This window comes from Streptomyces indicus (assembly GCF_900100315.1).
In the GTDB taxonomy this organism is placed as follows: Bacteria; Actinomycetota; Actinomycetes; order Streptomycetales; family Streptomycetaceae; genus Streptomyces; species Streptomyces indicus.
The window spans coordinates 47,664-65,851 of the sequence record NZ_FNFF01000024.1; the positions used below are offsets into that span (position 1 = coordinate 47,664).

Below are 18,188 nucleotides of genomic sequence, written 5' to 3' on the forward strand. Positions count from 1 at the left end.
CGGTACGGAGCGTGCGTACCGGATGGTTCGAAGGGGAAATGGGGGCGGGATGTCCTTCTGGGACGGTCTGCGGCGAGGGCGTGCCGGGCAGTTCGAATCGGGGAGCGCCGCGACCAACGCGATCGAACTCACCAAACGGCACCCCGTGGTCTCCCTCAACAAGCAGGGGGCGGCCACCGGCAATCTGCGCATCAACCTGTCATGGCGGATGCGTACGTCTGACATCGAGGGGCGCTCCAAGCAGAGCGGTCTGCTGCGGCACCCCTTCCGCATGTTCAAGCCCGATGTGGTGCAGGCCCACACGCAGGGCGTGGTCAACGTCGACCTGGACATAGGGTGCCTGTACGAGCTGACCGACGGCGCCAAGGGTGTGGTGCAGCCCCTCGGCAGCTTCTTCGGCAACCTCAACGCACCGCCGTACGTGAAGCTCAGCGGAGACGACCGCTTCGGCGCCCCCTCGGGCGAGACGATCTACGTCAACCTGGACCACCGCGAGTCCATCAAGCGCCTGCTGGTCTTCGTGTACATCTACGACCAGACACCGGCCTTCGACCGCACCCACGCCAAGGTCACGCTCTACCCGAGCAATGGACCGCGGATCGAGATCGAACTCGACGAGCGCGCCCCGCAGGCCCGCTCCTGTGCGGTGGTCTCCCTGGAGAACGTGAAGGGCGAGCTGGTGGTGCGCCGCGAGGTCAAGTTCGTCTACGGCTTCCAGGCGGAGCTGGACCGCCTGTACGGGTGGGGTCTGCAGTGGGGGCGGGGCTACAAGTCGAAGGTGGGGGAGCGCTGAGGGCGGTCGGGTCCGGTCCGGTTGCCCGCGGGTCCGTGGCTTGGCGGGGCGGAAGCCTGCGGCTGGCCTCGGTTCGGCTCGCCTTGGCGCGGCGTGGTTCTGCGCAGCCCGGCTCGGCGCGGTTCGGCCGGTGGCTGGGGTCAGCGGCCGATGAACTGCGGGCCCTGTGGCGGCAGCTTGAAGTTCGGGTCCGGTGCGGGCGCGGGCTGGACGGGCTGCGCGACGGGCGCCGGCTGGGGGTAGCCGTACGCGGGCTGCGGCGAGGCCGGCTGCGGGTAGCCGTAGGCGGGCTGCGTGGCGGGCGTCGGCGTCGGCGGCGCCGTGGGCGGCTGGTGCGGATAGCCGTACGCCGGCTGGGGCTGGGGCTGGGCGGCCGCGGGCTGCGGGTCCGGTGCGGGAGCCGGGACCACGGGCTGGGCGGGCACCGGTGCCGGGGCAGTGGGCGCGGCGGGGGCCGTGGGCGCGGTGGCCTCCGCCTTGTTGTCGGACTCGTCCACCGAGATACCGAAGTCGGTCGCGAGCCCCACGAGACCGTTGAGATACCCCTCGCCGACCGCACGGAACTTCCACCCCTGCTTGCGCCGGTATAGCTCGCCGCAGATCAGCGCCGTCTCCTCGCCGGTCTCCGGCTTCACGTCGAAGACGGCATAGGGCTCGTCGCCCTCGCGGGCCACGTCGTACAGCGAAATACGCAGCGCCCGTACGTGCTCGAACGGCACATCCTCGGCCGAGGCGACGATGAGGATCTTGGACACGGCCTCGTCGAGACCGGCCAGATCCGCCTGGATCGTGTCCGTGAGACCCTCGGCGAGCCGCTTCTTGCCGAGCCGCCAGACCTTGCCGGAGGGGTGGCGGGGCTGGTTGAAGAAGACGAAGTCCTCGTCCGAGCGCACCCGCCCGTCCGCGCCGAGCAGCAGCGCAGAGGCGTCGACGTCGGGCACATCGGAGCTCGGGGCCCAGCGCAGCACGGCGCGTACCGCCGTCGCCTGCAGCGCGACGTTCGACCCCTTGAGCATCGTGTGCGTCATGACGGCCATCCTGCCTGTTGCGTCCGTGCCGGGACAACGCGGGGGCCTGCGCATGCATAACTCGGCCCGCGCGGGCCACACGATGCTGGCGGAATCCGACACGTGCAAGAGTGTCGGTCATGGCCGGGTTACCTGAATTTCATGCGTGAGGGGAACTGCCGACACACGCCCTTACGTACTATTACCGGCCACATCAGCGGTCGCCTTGTCGTTCACGGGGGAGTCTCATGCGTCATTTCGGGCATATAGCGCCTGAGATCCGGAAGAAGTTGTTCCACCAGGAGCCCGGTGAGTTCACCGCCGACTCTCCCGCCGTCCTGCTCTCGGCAGCCCTGGGCGCGACCCTGTACAGCCCCGCCACCCGCCCCCGCCTCGCCCAGGACATCCTCAAGCAGGCCGGCCGCGGAGTGGTCTCGATGGTGCTCTGCCTCGAGGACTCCATCGACGACGCCGAGGTCGAGGGAGCCGAGGCCAACCTCGTCACCCAGTTCGCGGCCCTCGCCGAGGCGCACGCAGGCCCGGACCGGCCGCCCGCCGGCCTCCCCCTTCTCTTCATACGGGTGCGCAGGCCAGCACAGATCACGGACCTCGTACGCCGACTCGGACCCTCGGTCTCCCTGCTGTCCGGATTCGTCCTCCCGAAGTTCACCGAGGAGCGCGGAGTCCCGTTCCTCGAGGCGCTGACCGCGGCCGAACTGACCAGCGGACGGCGGCTGTTCGCGATGCCGGTCCTCGAGTCTCCCGAACTGCTGCACCTGGAGTCCCGCGCCGACACCCTGGCCGGTATCTCCCGCACCGTCGAGAAGTACCGCGACCGCGTCCTCGCCCTGCGCCTCGGCGTCACCGACTTCTGCTCCGCGTACGGCCTGCGCCGGCCACCGGACATGACCGCGTACGACGTGCACATCGTCGCCTCCGTCATCGCCGACGTGGTCAACATGCTCGGCCGGGCCGACGGCACCGGCTTCACCGTGACCGGGCCGGTCTGGGAGTACTTCCGGCACCAGGAGCGGATGTTCAAGCCGCAGCTGCGCGCGAGTCCGTTCCTCGGGCGGGCCGAGGAACTGCGCACCGCGCTCATCGAGCACGACATGGACGGCCTGCTCCGCGAGATCGCGCTCGACCGCGCCAACGGCCTGCTCGGCAAGACCTGTATCCACCCCTCCCATGTGCTGCCGGTGCATGCGATGTCGGTCGTCAGCCATGAGGAGTTCAGCGACGCACAGGACATCCTGCGGCCCGAACGGGACGGCGGAGGTGTGCTGCGCTCCTCGTACACGAACAAGATGAACGAGGTGAAGCCGCACCGCGCCTGGGCCGTACGCACCCTGCTGCGCGCCCAGGTCTTCGGCGTCGCCCACGGCGACGTCGGCTTCGTGGAACTCCTCGCCGCCGGCCTCCCGGCCTCCTGACCATGACGAACCTGAACGACGCGGATGCGAACGACGCAGGCGTGGACGACAGAGCCGTGATCGGCGCTGACATGGACGGCAGGGCTGTGGACGGCAGGGCTTTGGATGGCGGAGCCGTGAACGACAGAACCGTGAACGGCGCAGGCATGGACGGCAGAGCTGTGGACGACAGCGCTGTGAACGGCGCAGACATGATCGACGTAGTCGGCGCCATCGACGTAAGGAAGACAGAGAACGTGGTGTGGTCGGGTACCTGGGTCGCGGAACGGCTCGGCGTCGAGCTGGTCGGCGATACGCAACTCAACGACATGCTGGGGCTGGCCCTGCGCCGCAACCCCAAGCGTGCCCATCTGCTGGTCTCCCAGGTGCTCGGCAAGCACGTCCCGCAGAGCCCGCGGGTGGTGTGGCGTGCCGGGCATGAACTCGGCCTGCGGGTGAGGGAGTTGCTCGGTGACCGGGATGCCGCCCGCGCGGTGGTCCTCGGCTACGCGGAGACCGCGACCGGGCTCGGCCACTCGGTGGCGGACGGTCTGGCCCTCGCCCCGTATCTGCACTCGACCCGCCGCCCCGTCGCCGGCGTCGCCACAGCGGGTGGCTTCGAGGAGTCCCACTCGCATGCGACCTCCCACCTGCTGCTGCCCGAGGACCCGCACCTGCTCGCCGGCGACGGGCCGCTGGTGCTCGTCGACGACGAGTTCTCCACCGGCAACACCGTCCTCAACACGATCCGCGCACTGCACGAGCGCTACCCGCGGGAGCGGTACGTGATCGTCGCGCTCGTCGACATGCGCTCGGCCGAGGACCGCGGGCGGCTCGATGAGTTCGCCCAGGAGATCGGCGCCCGCGTCGACCTGGTCGCCACGGCCTCGGGCACCGTCCGGCTCCCGGACGGCGTGCTGGCCAAGGGGCAGGCGCTGGTGGCCGAGCATGAGCAGGGCGAGGCGGAACCGGCGCAGGGTGGCGCCGGTGCCGTCGTCGTACCCCGGCAGGCTCGGCGGGGCACCGTCCGCCGCGTGGAGCTGGGCTGGCCGGCAGGCGTCCCCGACGGCGGCCGGCACGGCTTCGGCCCCGAGCACCGGACCGCGCTCGATGCCGCGCTTCCCGCGATGGCCGGACGGATCGCCGGGGAACTCCGCGACGCCCGGCGCGTACTCGTCCTCGGGTTCGAGGAGCTGATGTACGCCCCGCTCGCCCTCGGCGTGGCCCTGGAGGAGCAGAGCGACGCCGAGGTCCGCTTCTCCACCACCACGCGCTCGCCCGTCCTCGCGGTGGACGACCCCGGCTACGCGATACGCACCCGGCTGACCTTCCCCGCCCACGACGCCCCCGCCGACGGACCGGGCCCGCGCTTCGCCTACAACGTCGCGGGCGGCGGCTTCGACACCATCGTCGCCGTGGTCGACTCCGTCGCGGACACCCCCGAACTGCACGCCCCTGACGGCCTGTTGGCCCAGCTCGCCCAGCACTCCGGCCAGGTGCTGCTCGCCGTCGTCCCCTCCTACGTACCCGCCGCCGCTCGCACCGCGGCCCCCACCAGCACCCCCGAGGACCACTTGATGCTGCCCGAGCCCCTGCGCGGCCCCGCCTTCTCCTCCTACGCCCCGGACGAGGTGGGCTGGCTGCTCCAGGACCTCTCGGACGTGGAACTGGAGGCACCGACGGAGGAGCGCGAGGAGGCCATCCAGAGCGGCGGCGCCCACTACGCGGAGTCGCTGCCCGTGGAGTACCAGCCCAGCGAGCAGTACCAGGAGCTGTTCAAAGCGGCCCTCGACACCTCGGCGGCCCGGATCGCCCGCGCGGTGGGCGTCGTCACCGAGACCGTGCTCGCCGAGCACGCGGCACGGACCGCGGGCCGGGACGCCCGCCCGGTCCTGGTGTCGCTGGCCCGCGCCGGCACCCCCGTCGGCGTGTTGATGCGCCGCTGGGCCCAGCACCGGCACGGCCTCGAACTGCCGCACTACGCGGTGTCGATCGTGCGCGGCCGCGGCATCGACGCCAACGCCCTGCGCTGGCTCGCAGCCCACCACGACCCCGCCGACGTGGTGTTCGTCGACGGCTGGACCGGCAAGGGTGCGATCACCCGCGAACTCGCCCAGGCCATCGAGGAGTTCGAAGCGAAGGGTGGGGCCACGGGCTTCTCGCCCGAGATCGCCGTGCTCGCCGACCCCGGCTCCTGCGTCCGCACGTACGGCACGCGTGAGGACTTTCTCATCCCGTCCGCCTGCCTCAACTCCACGGTGTCCGGCCTGATATCGCGCACCGTGCTCCGCTCCGACCTCGTCGGTCCGGACGATTTCCACGGCGCGAAGTTCTACCGCGAACTGGCCGACGCGGATGTCTCCGGCCTGTTCCTCGACACGGTGGCCGCGCGCTTCGACGCGGTGACGGACGCCGTCGACCTCCAAGTCAAGGAGCTGCTGTCGGCGGACCGCGCGCCCACCTGGGAGGGCTGGGCCGCGGTGGAGCGGATCAGTGAGGAATACGGCATCCATGATGTGAACCTCGTCAAGCCGGGGGTCGGGGAGACGACCCGTGTCCTGTTGCGTCGTGTTCCGTGGAAGGTGCTCGCCCAGCGCGGTGCCGGCGCCGACCTCGACCACGTGCGCCTGCTCGCCGAGCAGCGCGGTGTGCCGGTCGAAGAGGTGGACGACCTGCCGTACACCTGCGTCGGCCTGATCCACCCCCGCTTCACCCGCGGCGCGACCGGTGCCGACGGCAAGGCGGTGGCGTCGCAGTGAGCGCACCGACTCTCGTGGCGAGCGATCTCGACCGCACGCTGATCTACTCCGCTCCCGCGCTCCAGCTCTCCATGCCGGACGCGCAGGCGCCACGCCTCCTCTGCGTCGAGGTCTACCAGGGCAAACCGCTGTCCTACGTGACCGAGACCGCCGCTGACCTTCTCGTCGAACTCGGCCGCAGCACCGTCTTCGTGCCCACCACCACACGCACCCGCGAGCAGTACGGGCGCATCCATCTCCCGGGCCCCGCCCCGCAGTTCGCGATCTGCGCCAACGGCGGCCACCTCCTGGTCGACGGCGTCTCCGACCCCGACTGGCAGCGCCAGGTCGCCGCGCGTCTGGCCGACGAGTGCGCCTCCCTCGCCGAGGTACGCGCCCACCTCGTGCGTACCGCCGACGAAGCCTGGCTCCTGAAGGAGAGGGTGGCCGAGGACCTCTTCGCCTACCTCGTGGTCGAGCGGGCCCTGCTGCCCGACGGCTGGGTCAAGGAGCTCGCCGAGTGGGCCGAGGGCCGCGGCTGGACCGTGTCCCTTCAGGGCCGCAAGATCTATGCCGTCCCGAAGCCGCTGACCAAGAGCGCCGCCATGCGCGAGGTCGCCCGCCGCACCGGGGCCGGCCTCACGCTCGCGGCCGGGGACTCGCTGCTCGACGCGGATCTGCTCCTCGCCGCTGACCGTTCCTGGCGCCCCGGCCACGGAGAGCTGGCCGACTCGGGCTGGCAGGCGCCGCAGCTCACCGTCCTTGACGAGCGGGGAGTCGCTGCGGGCGAGGAGATTCCGCGCCGGTTCCTCGCCGCCGCCCGCGACCGGGCCTGAAGATCCGTATGGCCACGAAGAGCAGGACGGCGAGCACGGCGGCGATCAGCACCGCCTTGGAGTACATGGACACGTAACCCGTCACGTCCTCCCAGTTCTCTCCCAGGAGATAGCCGGAGAGGACGAAGACGGTGTTCCAGATCGCGCTGCCCAGCGTGGTCAGGCCGAGGAAGACAGACAGGCGCATGCGCTCGATGCCGGCGGGAACGGAGATCAGGCTGCGGAAGATCGGCACCATGCGGCCGAAGAAGATCGCCTTGGTTCCGTGCCGCTGGAACCAGGCCTCCGTCTTTTCTATGTCCGACACCTTCACGAACGGCAGCTTCGTGGCGATCGCCACGGTGCGGTCGCGCCCGAGCACCGCGCCCACGCCGTACAGGGCGAGCGCCCCCACGACGGAGCCGATCGTCGTCCACACCAGGGCGGCGATCAGGTTCATGTCGCCCGTGCTCGACGCGAAGCCCGCGAGCGGCAGGATCACCTCGCTGGGCAGCGGCGGAAACAGATTCTCGAGCGCGATGGCGAGCCCGGCGCCCGGCGCGCCCATGGCGTCCATGAGCGTGTTGATCCACTGAGTTGCGCTGTCTTCGATCATGCGTCCACGGTAGAAATCGGCGGCTGAAGCCACACTGAAGCCGGCCGCAAGGAATTCCTGCGGTGCACCGCAGGAAGGAATTGTGGTTTTCCGCAGTGTGCTCGTCCCGAGGCCGCCTCTAGCCTGATCGATCATGAAATCTGTGGCACGCCGCGGGCTCCGGCTCGCAACTGGACTCGCGCTCGGCGCCTGCTCGGCCGTCGCCGAGCTGCTCTTCGTGCTGCTCTCAGGCCTGTCCTTGCTTCTCGTGCAGGCGTGGCCGCGCGCGCGGCGCGAGGTCCTGAGGCCCGTGCACGGGATCGCGCGCAGCCTGGTCGAGTGGGAGCGGCGTCGCCTCGCGTTCTATCTGCACGCCGAGTCCTCGTCCTCTTATACATCCGAGCGCGCTCTGCGGTACCTGGCATCCCGCTGGCCCCTCGGGCTGGTCGGCGTCATCTGCTTCTTCTGCGTGCTCGTCGGCGCGGCCTACGGAGCTCTCCTGTTCATCGGCTGGTTCGTGTGGGACGTGAACAGCCGGTCCACCGTGCTGGTCAGCGGATTCGGCGGCCTGTTCCTGCTGTTCCTGTCGTGGCAGGGGATGCTGGCCGTCGCTCAGACCGAGCGGAGGCTGGCACGCCACTTTCTGGGGCCGAGCGAGCAGGAGGAGCTGCAGCGCCGTATCGAGCAGCTCGCCGTGAGCCGCGCCGGCGTGGTCGAGGCCGTCCATGACGAGCGGCGACGCATCGAGCGGGATCTGCACGACGGAGTGCAGCAGCGGCTGGTCGCGCTCGGCATGCTGCTCGGCCGGGCGGTGCGCGGCCAGGATCCGCAGCGCAGGGACGAGCTGCTGCGCCAGGCGCACGAGGCAAGCCGTCTCGCCCTGGACGACCTGCGGGAAGTCGCCTGGCGGGTGTATCCGATAGCGCTTGACGAGGCCGGGCTCGCGGCCGCGCTGGAGACCGTGGTCGAGCGCACGGCGATCCCGGTGACGCTCGACTACGAGATACCGGACGAGCCGAGCAGGCCGGTGGCGACCGTCGCGTACTTCGTGGTGTCGGAGGCCGTGACCAATGCCGTCAAACACTCCAAGGCGACCGGAATCCGGGTCGGGCTCCGAGAGGAGACCGGGATGCTCGTCGTGAGCATTGAGGACAACGGCATCGGTGGCGCGGACCCGGCAGGCGGCGGCCTCGTAGGGCTGAAGCGCCGTGCCGCGGCGCTCGACGGCACACTTGAGGTCGACAGTCCGCCCGGCGGACCCACCCTGATCACTGCGGAGTTGCCGTGCGCGTAACCCTGGCCGAGGACTCGACCCTGCTGCGGGAAGGCCTGATCCGGCTCCTCGTGGAAGAGGGCCACGAGGTGCTGGCAGCGGTCGGGGATGCCGAGCAGCTCCTCGCGGCGGTCGAACAGGAGCAGCCCGACGTGGTGGTGGCCGATGTACGGATGCCGCCCACCCACAGCGACGAGGGCCTGCGTGCAGCCATGGAGATCCGTAAGCGCTGGCCGGACGTCGGGGTCCTCGTCCTCTCGCAGTACGTGGAGAAGCGCTATGCGACAGAGCTGTTGACCGGGGAGACGGAAGGGGTGGGCTATCTGCTGAAGGACCGTGTGGTCCAAGTCGACGAGTTCCTGGACGCGTTGGAGCGGGTGAACCAGGGGCGGGCCGCGTTCGACCCCGAAGTGGTGGCGCAGTTGCTCGGGCGTTCCAGCCATGCGCACCTTCTGGAGCGGCTCACTTCGCGTGAGCGGTCCGTGCTCGCGGAGATGGCGCAGGGGCATACGAACGCGGTGATCGCGCAGCGGCTGCACATCTCCCAGAGCGCCGTGGAGAAGCACATCAACGCGATCTTCGACAAGCTCGAGCTGTCCGGGACGCCGGGGATCTCACGCCGAGTGCTCGCTGTGCTGCGGTACTTGGGGGAGTAGGGCGGCTTCGGGGGTTTCGTAGCAATGGGGGCCTGGTCCGAGATCGGGTTCGGGTTCGGTTCGGTCCGGCGACGCAGGGTCGGCGGAAGGCACGGCAGAAGCGAGGTTCGATGGCCAGCGGCAAGCGCACCCAGTTCACCGACGAGCTCCACGCGTACATGCTGGAGCACAATCCGTCGCCGGACGCCGTGCAGCGGAAGCTGATCGAGGTCACCCACAGCAAGCTCCCCCAGGTCGCGGGCAAGCAAGTGGCGCAGGAACAGGGGCCGTTCCTTGCCTTCCTCATACGCCTCACCAGGGCGCGGTACGTCGTGGAGGTGGGCACCTTCACGGGCCTGTCCGCACTGTCGATGGCGCAGGCGCTGCCGCCGGACGGGGCGCTGCTGACCTGCGATGTCTCCGAGGAGTGGACGGCGTACGCGAAGGAGGCCTGGGAGGAGGCAGGCGTCGCGGACCGGATCGAGCTGCGGATCGCACCGGCCACCGAGACGCTCGCTGGCCTGCCGGAGGAGCCGCACATCGATCTGGCGTTCCTCGACGCGGACAAGGAGAACTACATCGCGTACTGGGAGGAGTTGGTGCCGAGGATGCGGCCGGGCGGTCTGCTCGTGGTGGACAACGTGTTCATGCGCGGCGGCGTCATCGATGTGCGGGCGACGGGAGCGGCGGCGGCGATCAGGGAGTTCAACGAGCACGTGCGGGGAGACGACCGGGTGGAGAGCGTGATGCTGCCGGTCGCGGACGGGGTGACGCTGGCGCGGAAGGTCTGAGGCTGGGGCTGGACCGGCTGAAGGTCTGGCCGCCTGAGGGTACGGCCGGGGGAAGCCGGCCGTACTGGGCAGCCGGCCGTACTGGGCAGCCGGCCGTACTGGGCAGCCTGCCGTGCCGGGGAGCCTGCCGTGCCGGAGGGAGCTGGCCGTCCCCGGGGAGCTGGCGAGGGCGAGTTGTCGTCAGCGCGCCGGATCAGCCGCAGCAGCCTCCGCCACAGCATCCGCCACCACCGGAGCCTGCGGCGGGAGCGGGAGCGGACGAGGTGCCACCCACGGCGACGGTGGACAGCAGCCGGACCGTGTCCTCGTGCCCGGCCGGGCAGTCGGCGGGCGCGGAGGACTCGGACATGGGGCGGCTGACCTCGAAGGTGTCACCGCACGTACGGCAGCGGAATTCGTAGCGGGGCATGGGGACAGATTAGTGGGCGGGTGCGCTGAGCAGGGAGGGCTTGGTGGCGAAGGCGCTCCTGGGTCCGTCCCTGCGGCGGGGCGGGGGGCGTGCCGGAGCGCTGCGCGTGCCGGCACGTGTACGTCGGGGCTTCGGCAGCTCGCGCCAGCTGGGCTCGGGCAGCCCGCTCATGTCAGGGCGAGCCGAGGCACGGGTGGCCGCGCGAGCTGAGGCGCGGGCAGCCCTGTAAGCCGAGGCGCGGTAACCCTGTGAGCCGAGGCGTGGGCAGTCCGCGTATGCCAGGGCATGGGGGTGGGGGCGCCACCCCCGTGCCCCTCGGCTCACCGCACCACTGTCCCTGAAGCCGCCCCGAGCAGCGGCAGTTCCGCTCGGGTCGGGGCGCCCTCCCAGTCGCCGCGGGAGGCTACGGCGAAGGCGCCGGTGGTGACCGCGCGGTCCAGGCGGGCCGCCGCGTCCTCGCCGTCCAGCAGGGCCGAGAGGTACCCGGCGACGAAGGCGTCGCCCGCGCCCACCGGGTCCACGGCCTGGACGGTACGGGCGGGGGAGCGCAGTTCGCCCTCCGCGGTATGGACGGCGGCCCCGTCCGCGCCGTACTTGACCACGACCTCGCCGATGCCGAGGTCGAGCAGCAGTTTCGCCTGCTCCCCGAGGTCGCGCGGCGCATCGGCAGGAAGACAGAGCGGGAGTTCGTCGTCGGAAGCGATGAGGACGTCCACGTAGGGCATCCACTCGCGCAGCACCGAGGCGGCCTCTTCGGAACTCCACAGACGGGAGCGGAAGTTGACATCGAGACAGACCAGCGTCGAGTGCTCGCGCGCGAGGCTCAGCGCGCGCCGGGCGGCGCAGCGCGGCGCCGAGCCGAGCGCCGGCGTGATGCCGGTCAGGTGCAGGGCCTTGGGCGGCGCGGCGGTGAAAGCCGCCTCCACGGCGCATGCCTTGAGCCGTGACCCGGCCGAGCCGGAGCGGTAGTAGTGCACCCGCGTCACCTCGGGCAGTCGCGGCTCGAACAGGATGAGCCCGGTGGGCGCCTCGGCGTCCCGGCTCGCTCCCGATACGTCCACACCTTCGGCGCGCAAGGTGCGCAGGACCAGTTCACCGGCCTCGTCCTCGCCGACCGCACCGGCCCAGCGCACCCGGTGGCCGAGCCGGCCGAGGCCGATGGCCACATTGGACTCGGCACCCGCGACGGACACCTGCATGGCGCCGCCCAGCTTCAGCGGGCCGCTGCCGCGCAGCGCGAGCATCGTCTCGCCGAAGGTGAGGACGTCCGGAGCAGAGGCCTGAGGCTCCAGGGGGGTGCTCATCGCGCGCACACCTCCTTGAACTGGGCCGCGCGGCGGCGCAGTTCGCCGAGGTCGCCGCCGTCGGCCGCGTCGCCGATCAGCGGGGAGCCCACGCCCACCGCCACGGCCCCGAGCGCCAGGTACTCGGCGGCTTCCGCCACGCCGACCCCGCCGACGGGTACGAACGGCAGGTCGGGGAAGGGGCCGCGCAAGGCCTTGAGGTAGGCGGGCCCGCCCATCACGGAGGCCGGGAAAACCTTGAGCGCAGTGGCCTCCGATGCGGTGGCCTGGCACACCTCGCTCGGAGTCAGCACCCCGGCGAGCACCGGCAGCCCCTGCGCGAGGGCCGCGGTGCAGCCGGGCCCGAGCCCGGGGGTGACGATCAGGTTCGCACCGGCTGCGGCGGCGCGCTGCGCGTCCTCCTCGGTGACGACGGTTCCGGCGCCGAGCCAGGCGTCGTCGCCGAGTTCGGCCCGGGCGCGCTCGATGACCTTGAGGGCGTCGGCCCCGCTCAGCGACACCTCGACCAGCCCGACGCCTGCCTCGACCAGGGTGATCACGCTGCGGAAGGAAGCTTCGGGGTCGCGGCCGCGGATGATCGCGACCAGCCGCTCGGTGCGGAGTGCCGTGCTGAAATCCATGCTCTTACTTTCTCTTCGTGGGAAACCAGGGGCGTCCGGGGCCGGTCCCGGGGTGGCAGGGTGCCGGGGTGTCGAGAGGTCGTCACCATTCGGCGAACGAGGCGTCGTCGTGGCGCCAGACCGGGTTGCGCCACGCGTGCCCCGTCTTGTCGGCGGCGCGTACGGCGGCTTCGTCGATGTCCACGCCCAGGCCGGGGCGTTCGGTACGGATCAGGGAGCCGGCGTGGAAGCGGAAGGGTTCCGGGTCGGCCACGTAGTCGAGGAGTTCGGCGCCCTGGTTGTAGTGGATGCCGATCGACTGTTCCTGGATGAGGAAGTTGGGGGTGGTGAAGGCCACTTGGAGGCTGGCCGCCAGGGCCACGGGGCCGAGGGGGCAGTGCGGGGCGATCTGCGCGCCGTACACCTCGGCGAGCGCGGCGATACGGCGCAGCTCGGAGATGCCTCCGGCGTGCGAGATGTCCGGCTGAAGAATTGAGACACCGGATTTCAGCGGAGGCAGGAACTCGCGCCGGGTGTACAGACGTTCACCCAGTGCAATCGGAATATTGGAAGCATTCACCAGGTCCGCGACGACGTTCATGTGGTCGGAGAGCACCGGCTCCTCCACGAACATCGGGGCGTACTCGGCGAGCAGCGGAAGGAGTCGCCGTGCATTGGCAGGAGACACGCGTCCATGGAAGTCGAGCCCGAAGTCCCGTTCATCCCCGAGGACTTCACGGGCGGTCTCGGCGCGCCGTATGCACTCCCGTATCTCGGCGCGGGTCGCCAGCGGCGTCATGCGCCCGCTGCCGTTCATCTTGACGGCAGTGAAACCCGCCTCGACCTGGGCGGTCACCGCCTCGCGTATCTCGGCCGGCTCGTCCCCGCCGACCCAGGCATACGCGCGGATCTTCGACCGCACCGGGCCGCCGAGCAGCTGGTGCACCGGCTGCCCGTAGGCCTTGCCCTTGATGTCCCACAGGGCCTGGTCGAGTCCGGCCACCGCGCTGGAGAGCACCGGACCGCCGCGGTAGAAGCCGCCTTTGGTCATGACCTGCCAGTGGTCCTCAATGCGCATCGGGTCCTGGCCGATCAGGTACTCGGCGAGCACATCGACGGCGGCGCGCACCGGTTCGGCGCGTCCCTCGACGACGGGCTCACCCCACCCGACCAGACCGTCGTCGGTCTCCACACGGCAGAACATCCAGCGCGGCGGAGTGAGAAAGGTCTCGATCCGGCTGATCCTCATGGCGCTCTTCCTTCCTGACGCATCCGTGGGCGCATTCCATGGCGTGGGTGTGCGGTGGTGGCAGGAGCGGCGGGCGGCCCGCCGGTGGCCGGTCGACAGGGGTGCACGGGGCGGCTTGCGGGCCCGCCTCCGTTGCTGTGCACCCCAGTCGACCGACCGGGAGAGGTCAAGGGTGGTCGCGCATGGACAGATCCAGGAGGCGGACCATCGCCTCGTGCGCGCCGTCCGGGTCCCCGTCCCGGATCCGTTCCACCACGGCGGCGTGCTCGGGGTACGGGTCGTCGTGCGGTTTCGCGTGCACCTCGCGGTCGCGTGCGATCAGCGCCGGGATGATCACGCGGTGCAGCTGGGAGAAGAAGCGGTTTCCGGAGGCGCGCAGCAGCGCCAGATGAAAGGAGGCATCGGCGCGTACGGCGAGCACCGGGTCGTTGTCGTACGAGGCCATCGCGGCCAGCGCGGCGTCGAGGGCGGCCAGGTCCTCGTCCGTGCGGTGCGCGGCGGCGAGTGCGGCGGACGCGGGCTCGATCGCGCGGCGCAGCGCGAAGAGGTCCGAGAAGAAGTCATGAGGTGCGCCGGAGGCCAGCTTCCAGCGCAGTACATCGGCATCGAGGAGGTTCCAGTCGTCGCGGGGGCGCACGAAGGTGCCCCGCTTCTGCCGGGCGTCGAGCAGGCCTTTGGCGGTCAGGACCTTGATCGCCTCGCGCAGCACGGTCTGGCTGACGTCCAGCTCGGCCATGAGCTGCGGGAGGTCGAGGGTGCCGCCCTCCTCGTACGTCCCGTCGAAGATCCGTCGCGCGATGGCCTCGACCGCGGACTTGTGGACACCCCGGCCCGCGTACGCATCCCGCCCGCCGGCCGCTCCTGCCTCCGGTGCGGCAGGTGCCAGCCTCGGCGGCGGGGTCATCGAGGCCTCCAGGGGGAGCGCGTGCGTGGGTCAGCCCGCGTACACGAAGGCACGGCAGTGCTGGGCCGCCACGTCGTCAGGGCCGACGTCGGCGCCGCCAGCAGCCTCGCACGACTCCTCGTTATTTATCAATTATTCGTCGACCATCTCCGCTCGCGAACGATCCCGCTCCGGCCGCGCGACCTGTCCGCGGTTCAGGGCCCGCTGTTCGCGCGCGGACTGTTCGGGGTGACGTGCCTTCCAGTACGGGTTGTCGTGCGGCAGGGTCGCGCTGACCCGGCCGTACATCCCGAAGAACATCAGCATCACGCCGACTGCGAAGGAGAACAGCACGTTCTGGATTTTGAACGCGAGGACGTTGTAGTCCGTCTCGAGGAGGGCGAGGTTGACGAAGCCGCTGACGATGAAGGCAACGCCCAGCACCATGTTGAGCGTTGAGGCGAAGTTGCCCCCGATCACCATGCCCGCGAGGAGCAGCAGCCCCACGCAGAGCGACAGCACGCTCAGCGCGCCGTTGGTGTTGAGGCCGAGGACGCGGTCGCCCCCGGTGTCGAAGAAGCCGACCTTGTCGATGAGGCCGAGGATGCCGAAGGCGAGCAGCACCAGACCGGTGAGGCCGGCCCCGATCCGGTAGACCGTGCTGAGCCGGTGGTCGACGGGCAGATGCTCGTCGAGGGTGATGCGCCGCCGGGATCCCGGATGAACTGCATGCGTGGCCATGTCCGCCTCCCTGTGGTCGCGGAGGCCGTGGGGCGTGAGTGCGGCGGTGCGCGTACTCAGTTCCAGGATCCGCCTGGGCGGGGGCCGTGTCATCCCGTGGCGTCGGGGATCAGGCCGCGCCGTCTCCGCTTCCCTCGAGGCGGGGTCGCGCTGCCTCGGTTTGCGTCGAGGCGGGGGTGGATCAGGCCGCCCCGCCCCCGCGTGCCGCCCCGCCGCCGCGCTCCTCGCGGATCTGGGCCACCACCCGGGCCACGGTCTGCCGTACCGACTCCGTCTCCGTCAGGAAGTGCCAGTAGTCGGGGTGGCGCCCCTCCAGGGTCGCGATGGCGCGGTCGAGCCGGGCCACGGAGTCGTCCAGCGGGCGCGCGTGCCGGGGATCGGCGGTGTTCCGTCCGGCCATGGCGAGCCGCTGGGCGTCACGGATGGCGAACCGGGTCCGCTGGATCTCCTGCTCGGGATCCTTGGAGACGGCGTTCAGCCTGGTCAGCCGGTCGCCGGCGGCGGAGACGGCCTCATCGGTCGCGTTCAGCAGGGCGCGCACCGTGCCGAGCAGGGCCGTCGCGTCCGGCCAGCGCTGCTCGTCGCGCGCGGTGCGCGCGTCGGCCAGTTTGGTCTCGGCCTGCCGCACGTTCTCGGCAGCCTGCGTCGGCACGGACTGCAGGTCCTGCCAGCAGTTCGTGGTGAAGCGGCGGCGCAGCTCGCTGAGGATCGGCTCGACCTGTTCGGCGCGTGTGGTCAGGGCCTGCGCCCGCGTACGCAGCGAGACGAGGCGGCGGTCGATCTCGGCCGCCCGCTCCGGCAGCCGTTCCGCCTCCGCCCGCACGGCATCGCCGTCGCGCGCCACCCGGTCCGCGCGCTGCAGGGTCTCGGCCACGCCGTGACGTCCGGCGCCCTGGTTCAGCTTGGTCAGTTCCGGGCCGAGTGCCGCGAGCCGCGCCGCGAGATCGTCGGCCTTCAGGCCCGAGGCCCGTACGGCGTCGAGCGCGGTGCTGGCGGCGAGCAGCGTCTGCCGGGCCCGCTCGACCGCCGGGGCGAGCCGGGCCAGCTGGGTCTCGGCCTTGTCGAGCAGCGGCCCGAGGCCCTGCGCGAAGCGGTCGAGGTCCTGCTTGGCCCTGGTCAGCTCGTCCTTGGCCTGGGTGAGCTGGGTGCGGGCGCGGGCCGCGGCCGAGGCCTCCAGGTCGTCGCGGTCGAGGTCATGCGCGTCCACGGCCTCGATGTAGCGGTGACTGACCTCGTCGATCCGCCGGCCGAGCTCCGCGAAGTCGTCCACGGCGCGGCGGGCGGCGGGCGAGCTGTCGACCGCGGTGATCGTCTCTATGGAGATCCGCAGGTCGCGCTGGGCGCTGTCCAGCTCGTAGAAGGCAGCGGCCGCCGCGTCCTTGGCGGCCTGAGCGTCGGCGCGCTGGCTCTCGCCCCGCCCGCCGAACCACCGCCGCGTCCCGCCCCCGGCGAACGCCGCGGGCAGCACCGCCGCGACCAGCGGCACCGGCAGCAGCACCAGGGCGAGCGCATCACGCAACGCACCCGCAGGCCTACGTGGACGGGCAACTCCCGCGTGAGGCTGCGCTGGTGTCGCCGTCACATCCCACTCCCGTGCTGTCATCCGCCCTGCCCGGTGCCATTCTCCCACCGGTTAAGGACGAACACACGGGCCGTTTAGTTCGCGCTTATGGGTCCTGGCCGAGGAAAGATCAGCCAGACCTCGTACGAGGTGATCGTCACCCCGTACGCCATGATCCGCCGACCTCGCCCTCGCGCTCGCCCTCGCCCTTGCCCCCGCACCGCGGCTGCAAGACCGAGAACCGCCGGCGGCCCGCCCCACTGCGACGCGCCTCCATCCACGAACCACCGCCCACCCTCAGACCGTGTGCACCCGCACCCGTCCGTCCTCGCTGACCGCCGAGACCACATGCGGGCTGGAGGCGTCGCGCGGCACGTCCACCTCGACCGAGCCGTCGCGGGCTTCGGCCTTCACGTTGTACGAAGCCTCGGGGAGGCCGATCTCCACGGAGCCGTCCTTGCTCCGCACGTCCACGCGGTCGGGCACGTTGCCGAGAGCGAGCTCGACCCGCCCGTCCTGGGCATGGGCGCGGATCTGCCGCGAGGAACCCCCGACCACCTCGACCGCCCCGTCGCGGCTGTCCAGATCCAGTGACCCGCTCGACTCCTTCACGACCACCCGGCCGTCGTTTGACTTGATCTTCAGCGCGGTCGTGAACCCCGAGGCGTTCACACGCCCGTCCTGATTGTCGATGTTCACGGCGACGCCCCGCGGCACCTCGATCCGGTGCCTCGACTCGCAGGAGGAGACGACGCCGTCGCACTCGACCCGCAGGACGAGCCGCTTCCCACCCACCATCTCCCAGCTGATCTTCGGGTCCTCACCGATCACCGTGCTCCCGTCGAACCACCGCGTGACCCGCACCTCGTCGCCGTCACCGACGACGAGATCCAGCGCCGAGTCCTCCGAGTCGACGGTCAACTGCCGCCCCTGCAGCGCGAAGTTCCGCACCTCGGGATCGGCGTCGTCCCCCACATCGGAACACCCGGAGATCACCAGCACCCCCGCCACGGCCCCGGCGGCGACCCATACGCGACGGCTGCGCAAACGCGCTGTGCGGACGCTCATCTCGACTCCCCCTGAGGGCGGTACGGCGGCTGCGCCGCGCTGGTATCCGACCCTTCGACCGTAGAAGGGGCAGCGGCCCGGGAGTATCCGGCCGCCTCCCGCATCCGAGGTGGGGAAAACCCCCCACCGCCACCCCGGGATACAGGTTTGCGGGGCACCGCCCCAGGCAAGGTAGGCTGTCGATCGCTCCCGGGCGCGTAGCTCAGCGGTAGAGCGCCGCCCTTACAAGGCGGATGTCGGCGGTTCGAAACCGTCCGCGCCCACCGGGTTTAAATCCCAGGTCGAAGCGGGTCTCTCGTGATCACGAGGGGCCCG

17 protein-coding genes and 1 tRNA gene are annotated in these 18,188 nt (G+C 70.9%); 8 read left to right on the forward strand and 10 right to left on the reverse strand.

Features of this window, described 5'->3' with window-relative positions; genetic code table 11:
- Nucleotides 1–49: 49 nt before the first annotated feature.
- A complete protein-coding gene (locus tag BLT97_RS34300) occupies nt 50–793 on the forward strand; it encodes a TerD family protein (protein WP_093617426.1) in 744 nt (247 codons plus the stop codon).
- A gap of 140 nt (nt 794–933) precedes the next feature.
- Here the strand turns inward: BLT97_RS34300 and BLT97_RS34305 are convergent, their stop codons facing one another.
- Nucleotides 934–1,821 (reverse strand): TerD family protein, encoded by an 888-nt coding sequence (locus tag BLT97_RS34305; RefSeq protein WP_093617460.1) that lies wholly within the window; start codon nt 1,819–1,821, stop codon nt 934–936.
- A gap of 227 nt (nt 1,822–2,048) precedes the next feature.
- Here BLT97_RS34305 and BLT97_RS34310 point away from each other — a divergent pair, with 227 nt between their 5' ends.
- From BLT97_RS34310 to BLT97_RS34320, 3 genes are all read left to right on the forward strand, one after another.
- Nucleotides 2,049–3,233 (forward strand): HpcH/HpaI aldolase/citrate lyase family protein, encoded by a 1,185-nt coding sequence (locus tag BLT97_RS34310; protein ID WP_093617428.1) that lies wholly within the window; start codon nt 2,049–2,051, stop codon nt 3,231–3,233.
- A 191-nt stretch (nt 3,234–3,424) separates the two neighbouring features.
- Nucleotides 3,425–5,971 (forward strand): phosphoribosyltransferase, encoded by a 2,547-nt coding sequence (locus BLT97_RS34315; RefSeq protein WP_093617462.1) that lies wholly within the window; start codon nt 3,425–3,427, stop codon nt 5,969–5,971.
- Nucleotides 5,968–6,786, forward strand: coding sequence for an HAD family hydrolase (locus BLT97_RS34320; protein WP_093617430.1), 819 nt, complete (start codon nt 5,968–5,970; stop codon nt 6,784–6,786). The genes BLT97_RS34315 and BLT97_RS34320 overlap by 4 nt, the downstream gene beginning before the upstream one ends.
- Here the strand turns inward: BLT97_RS34320 and BLT97_RS34325 are convergent.
- Nucleotides 6,704–7,381, reverse strand: a complete 678-nt coding sequence (locus BLT97_RS34325; RefSeq protein WP_093617432.1) for a DedA family protein — start codon at nt 7,379–7,381, stop codon at nt 6,704–6,706. The genes BLT97_RS34320 and BLT97_RS34325 overlap by 83 nt on opposite strands.
- 133 nt (nt 7,382–7,514) lie before the next feature.
- On the opposite strand from BLT97_RS34325, the gene BLT97_RS34330 reads away from it, so the two are divergent.
- The 3 genes from BLT97_RS34330 to BLT97_RS34340 all read left to right on the forward strand — a co-directional run bounded on the left by BLT97_RS34330 (nt 7,515) and on the right by BLT97_RS34340 (nt 10,059).
- Nucleotides 7,515–8,654 carry a sensor histidine kinase gene (locus tag BLT97_RS34330; RefSeq protein ID WP_093617434.1) on the forward strand — a complete coding sequence of 380 codons (1,140 nt, stop codon included), beginning with the start codon at nt 7,515–7,517 and terminating at the stop codon, nt 8,652–8,654.
- Nucleotides 8,645–9,289: a response regulator transcription factor gene (locus tag BLT97_RS34335; RefSeq protein WP_093617436.1), complete on the forward strand. Its 645-nt coding sequence runs from the start codon at nt 8,645–8,647 to the stop codon at nt 9,287–9,289. The genes BLT97_RS34330 and BLT97_RS34335 overlap by 10 nt, the downstream gene beginning before the upstream one ends.
- A gap of 110 nt (nt 9,290–9,399) precedes the next feature.
- Nucleotides 9,400–10,059 carry an O-methyltransferase gene (locus tag BLT97_RS34340; protein WP_093617438.1) on the forward strand — a complete coding sequence of 220 codons (660 nt, stop codon included), beginning with the start codon at nt 9,400–9,402 and terminating at the stop codon, nt 10,057–10,059.
- Between the two features lie 193 nt (nt 10,060–10,252).
- Here BLT97_RS34340 and BLT97_RS34345 read toward each other — a convergent pair whose 3' ends face one another.
- The 8 genes from BLT97_RS34345 to BLT97_RS34380 all read right to left on the reverse strand — a co-directional run bounded on the left by BLT97_RS34345 (nt 10,253) and on the right by BLT97_RS34380 (nt 17,873).
- Nucleotides 10,253–10,468, reverse strand: a complete 216-nt coding sequence (locus tag BLT97_RS34345; protein WP_093617440.1) for an FmdB family zinc ribbon protein — start codon at nt 10,466–10,468, stop codon at nt 10,253–10,255.
- Nucleotides 10,469–10,788: 320 nt separating this feature from the next.
- Nucleotides 10,789–11,772 carry a sugar kinase gene (locus BLT97_RS34350; RefSeq protein ID WP_093617464.1) on the reverse strand — a complete coding sequence of 328 codons (984 nt, stop codon included), beginning with the start codon at nt 11,770–11,772 and terminating at the stop codon, nt 10,789–10,791.
- Nucleotides 11,769–12,392 (reverse strand): bifunctional 4-hydroxy-2-oxoglutarate aldolase/2-dehydro-3-deoxy-phosphogluconate aldolase, encoded by a 624-nt coding sequence (locus BLT97_RS34355; RefSeq protein WP_093617442.1) that lies wholly within the window; start codon nt 12,390–12,392, stop codon nt 11,769–11,771. Before BLT97_RS34355 ends, BLT97_RS34350 begins: the two co-directional genes overlap by 4 nt.
- An 82-nt stretch (nt 12,393–12,474) precedes the next feature.
- Nucleotides 12,475–13,620: a galactonate dehydratase gene (gene dgoD, locus BLT97_RS34360; RefSeq protein ID WP_093617444.1), complete on the reverse strand. Its 1,146-nt coding sequence runs from the start codon at nt 13,618–13,620 to the stop codon at nt 12,475–12,477.
- 166 nt (nt 13,621–13,786) lie between these two features.
- Complete coding sequence (locus BLT97_RS34365) at nt 13,787–14,524, reverse strand: FadR/GntR family transcriptional regulator (RefSeq protein ID WP_093617446.1); 738 nt, start codon at nt 14,522–14,524, stop codon at nt 13,787–13,789.
- 132 nt (nt 14,525–14,656) lie between these two features.
- Nucleotides 14,657–15,244, reverse strand: coding sequence for a DUF4383 domain-containing protein (locus BLT97_RS34370; protein WP_093617466.1), 588 nt, complete (start codon nt 15,242–15,244; stop codon nt 14,657–14,659).
- A 181-nt stretch (nt 15,245–15,425) separates the two neighbouring features.
- Nucleotides 15,426–16,826 carry a hypothetical protein gene (locus tag BLT97_RS34375; RefSeq protein ID WP_176953992.1) on the reverse strand — a complete coding sequence of 467 codons (1,401 nt, stop codon included), beginning with the start codon at nt 16,824–16,826 and terminating at the stop codon, nt 15,426–15,428.
- Between the two features lie 276 nt (nt 16,827–17,102).
- Nucleotides 17,103–17,873 carry a DUF4097 family beta strand repeat-containing protein gene (locus tag BLT97_RS34380; protein WP_093617450.1) on the reverse strand — a complete coding sequence of 257 codons (771 nt, stop codon included), beginning with the start codon at nt 17,871–17,873 and terminating at the stop codon, nt 17,103–17,105.
- 191 nt (nt 17,874–18,064) lie between these two features.
- On the opposite strand from BLT97_RS34380, the gene BLT97_RS34385 reads away from it, so the two are divergent.
- Nucleotides 18,065–18,136, forward strand: a tRNA-Val gene (locus BLT97_RS34385).
- Nucleotides 18,137–18,188 lie beyond the last annotated feature (52 nt).

What these genes read in the sequence shown, in the direction of transcription:
- BLT97_RS34300 (WP_093617426.1), top strand. Translation starts at nt 50, where the DNA reads ATGTCCTTCTGGGACGGTCTGCGGCGAGGGCGTGCCGGGCAGTTCGAA.
- BLT97_RS34305 (WP_093617460.1), bottom strand. Translation starts at nt 1,821, where the DNA reads ATGACGCACACGATGCTCAAGGGGTCGAACGTCGCGCTGCAGGCGACG.
- BLT97_RS34310 (WP_093617428.1), top strand. Translation starts at nt 2,049, where the DNA reads ATGCGTCATTTCGGGCATATAGCGCCTGAGATCCGGAAGAAGTTGTTC.
- BLT97_RS34315 (WP_093617462.1), top strand. Translation starts at nt 3,425, where the DNA reads ATGATCGACGTAGTCGGCGCCATCGACGTAAGGAAGACAGAGAACGTG.
- BLT97_RS34325 (WP_093617432.1), bottom strand. Translation starts at nt 7,381, where the DNA reads ATGATCGAAGACAGCGCAACTCAGTGGATCAACACGCTCATGGACGCC.
- BLT97_RS34330 (WP_093617434.1), top strand. Translation starts at nt 7,515, where the DNA reads ATGAAATCTGTGGCACGCCGCGGGCTCCGGCTCGCAACTGGACTCGCG.
- BLT97_RS34340 (WP_093617438.1), top strand. Translation starts at nt 9,400, where the DNA reads ATGGCCAGCGGCAAGCGCACCCAGTTCACCGACGAGCTCCACGCGTAC.
- BLT97_RS34345 (WP_093617440.1), bottom strand. Translation starts at nt 10,468, where the DNA reads ATGCCCCGCTACGAATTCCGCTGCCGTACGTGCGGTGACACCTTCGAG.
- BLT97_RS34350 (WP_093617464.1), bottom strand. Translation starts at nt 11,772, where the DNA reads ATGAGCACCCCCCTGGAGCCTCAGGCCTCTGCTCCGGACGTCCTCACC.
- BLT97_RS34355 (WP_093617442.1), bottom strand. Translation starts at nt 12,392, where the DNA reads ATGGATTTCAGCACGGCACTCCGCACCGAGCGGCTGGTCGCGATCATC.
- dgoD (WP_093617444.1), bottom strand. Translation starts at nt 13,620, where the DNA reads ATGAGGATCAGCCGGATCGAGACCTTTCTCACTCCGCCGCGCTGGATG.
- BLT97_RS34365 (WP_093617446.1), bottom strand. Translation starts at nt 14,524, where the DNA reads ATGACCCCGCCGCCGAGGCTGGCACCTGCCGCACCGGAGGCAGGAGCG.
- BLT97_RS34370 (WP_093617466.1), bottom strand. Translation starts at nt 15,244, where the DNA reads ATGGCCACGCATGCAGTTCATCCGGGATCCCGGCGGCGCATCACCCTC.
- BLT97_RS34380 (WP_093617450.1), bottom strand. Translation starts at nt 17,873, where the DNA reads ATGAGCGTCCGCACAGCGCGTTTGCGCAGCCGTCGCGTATGGGTCGCC.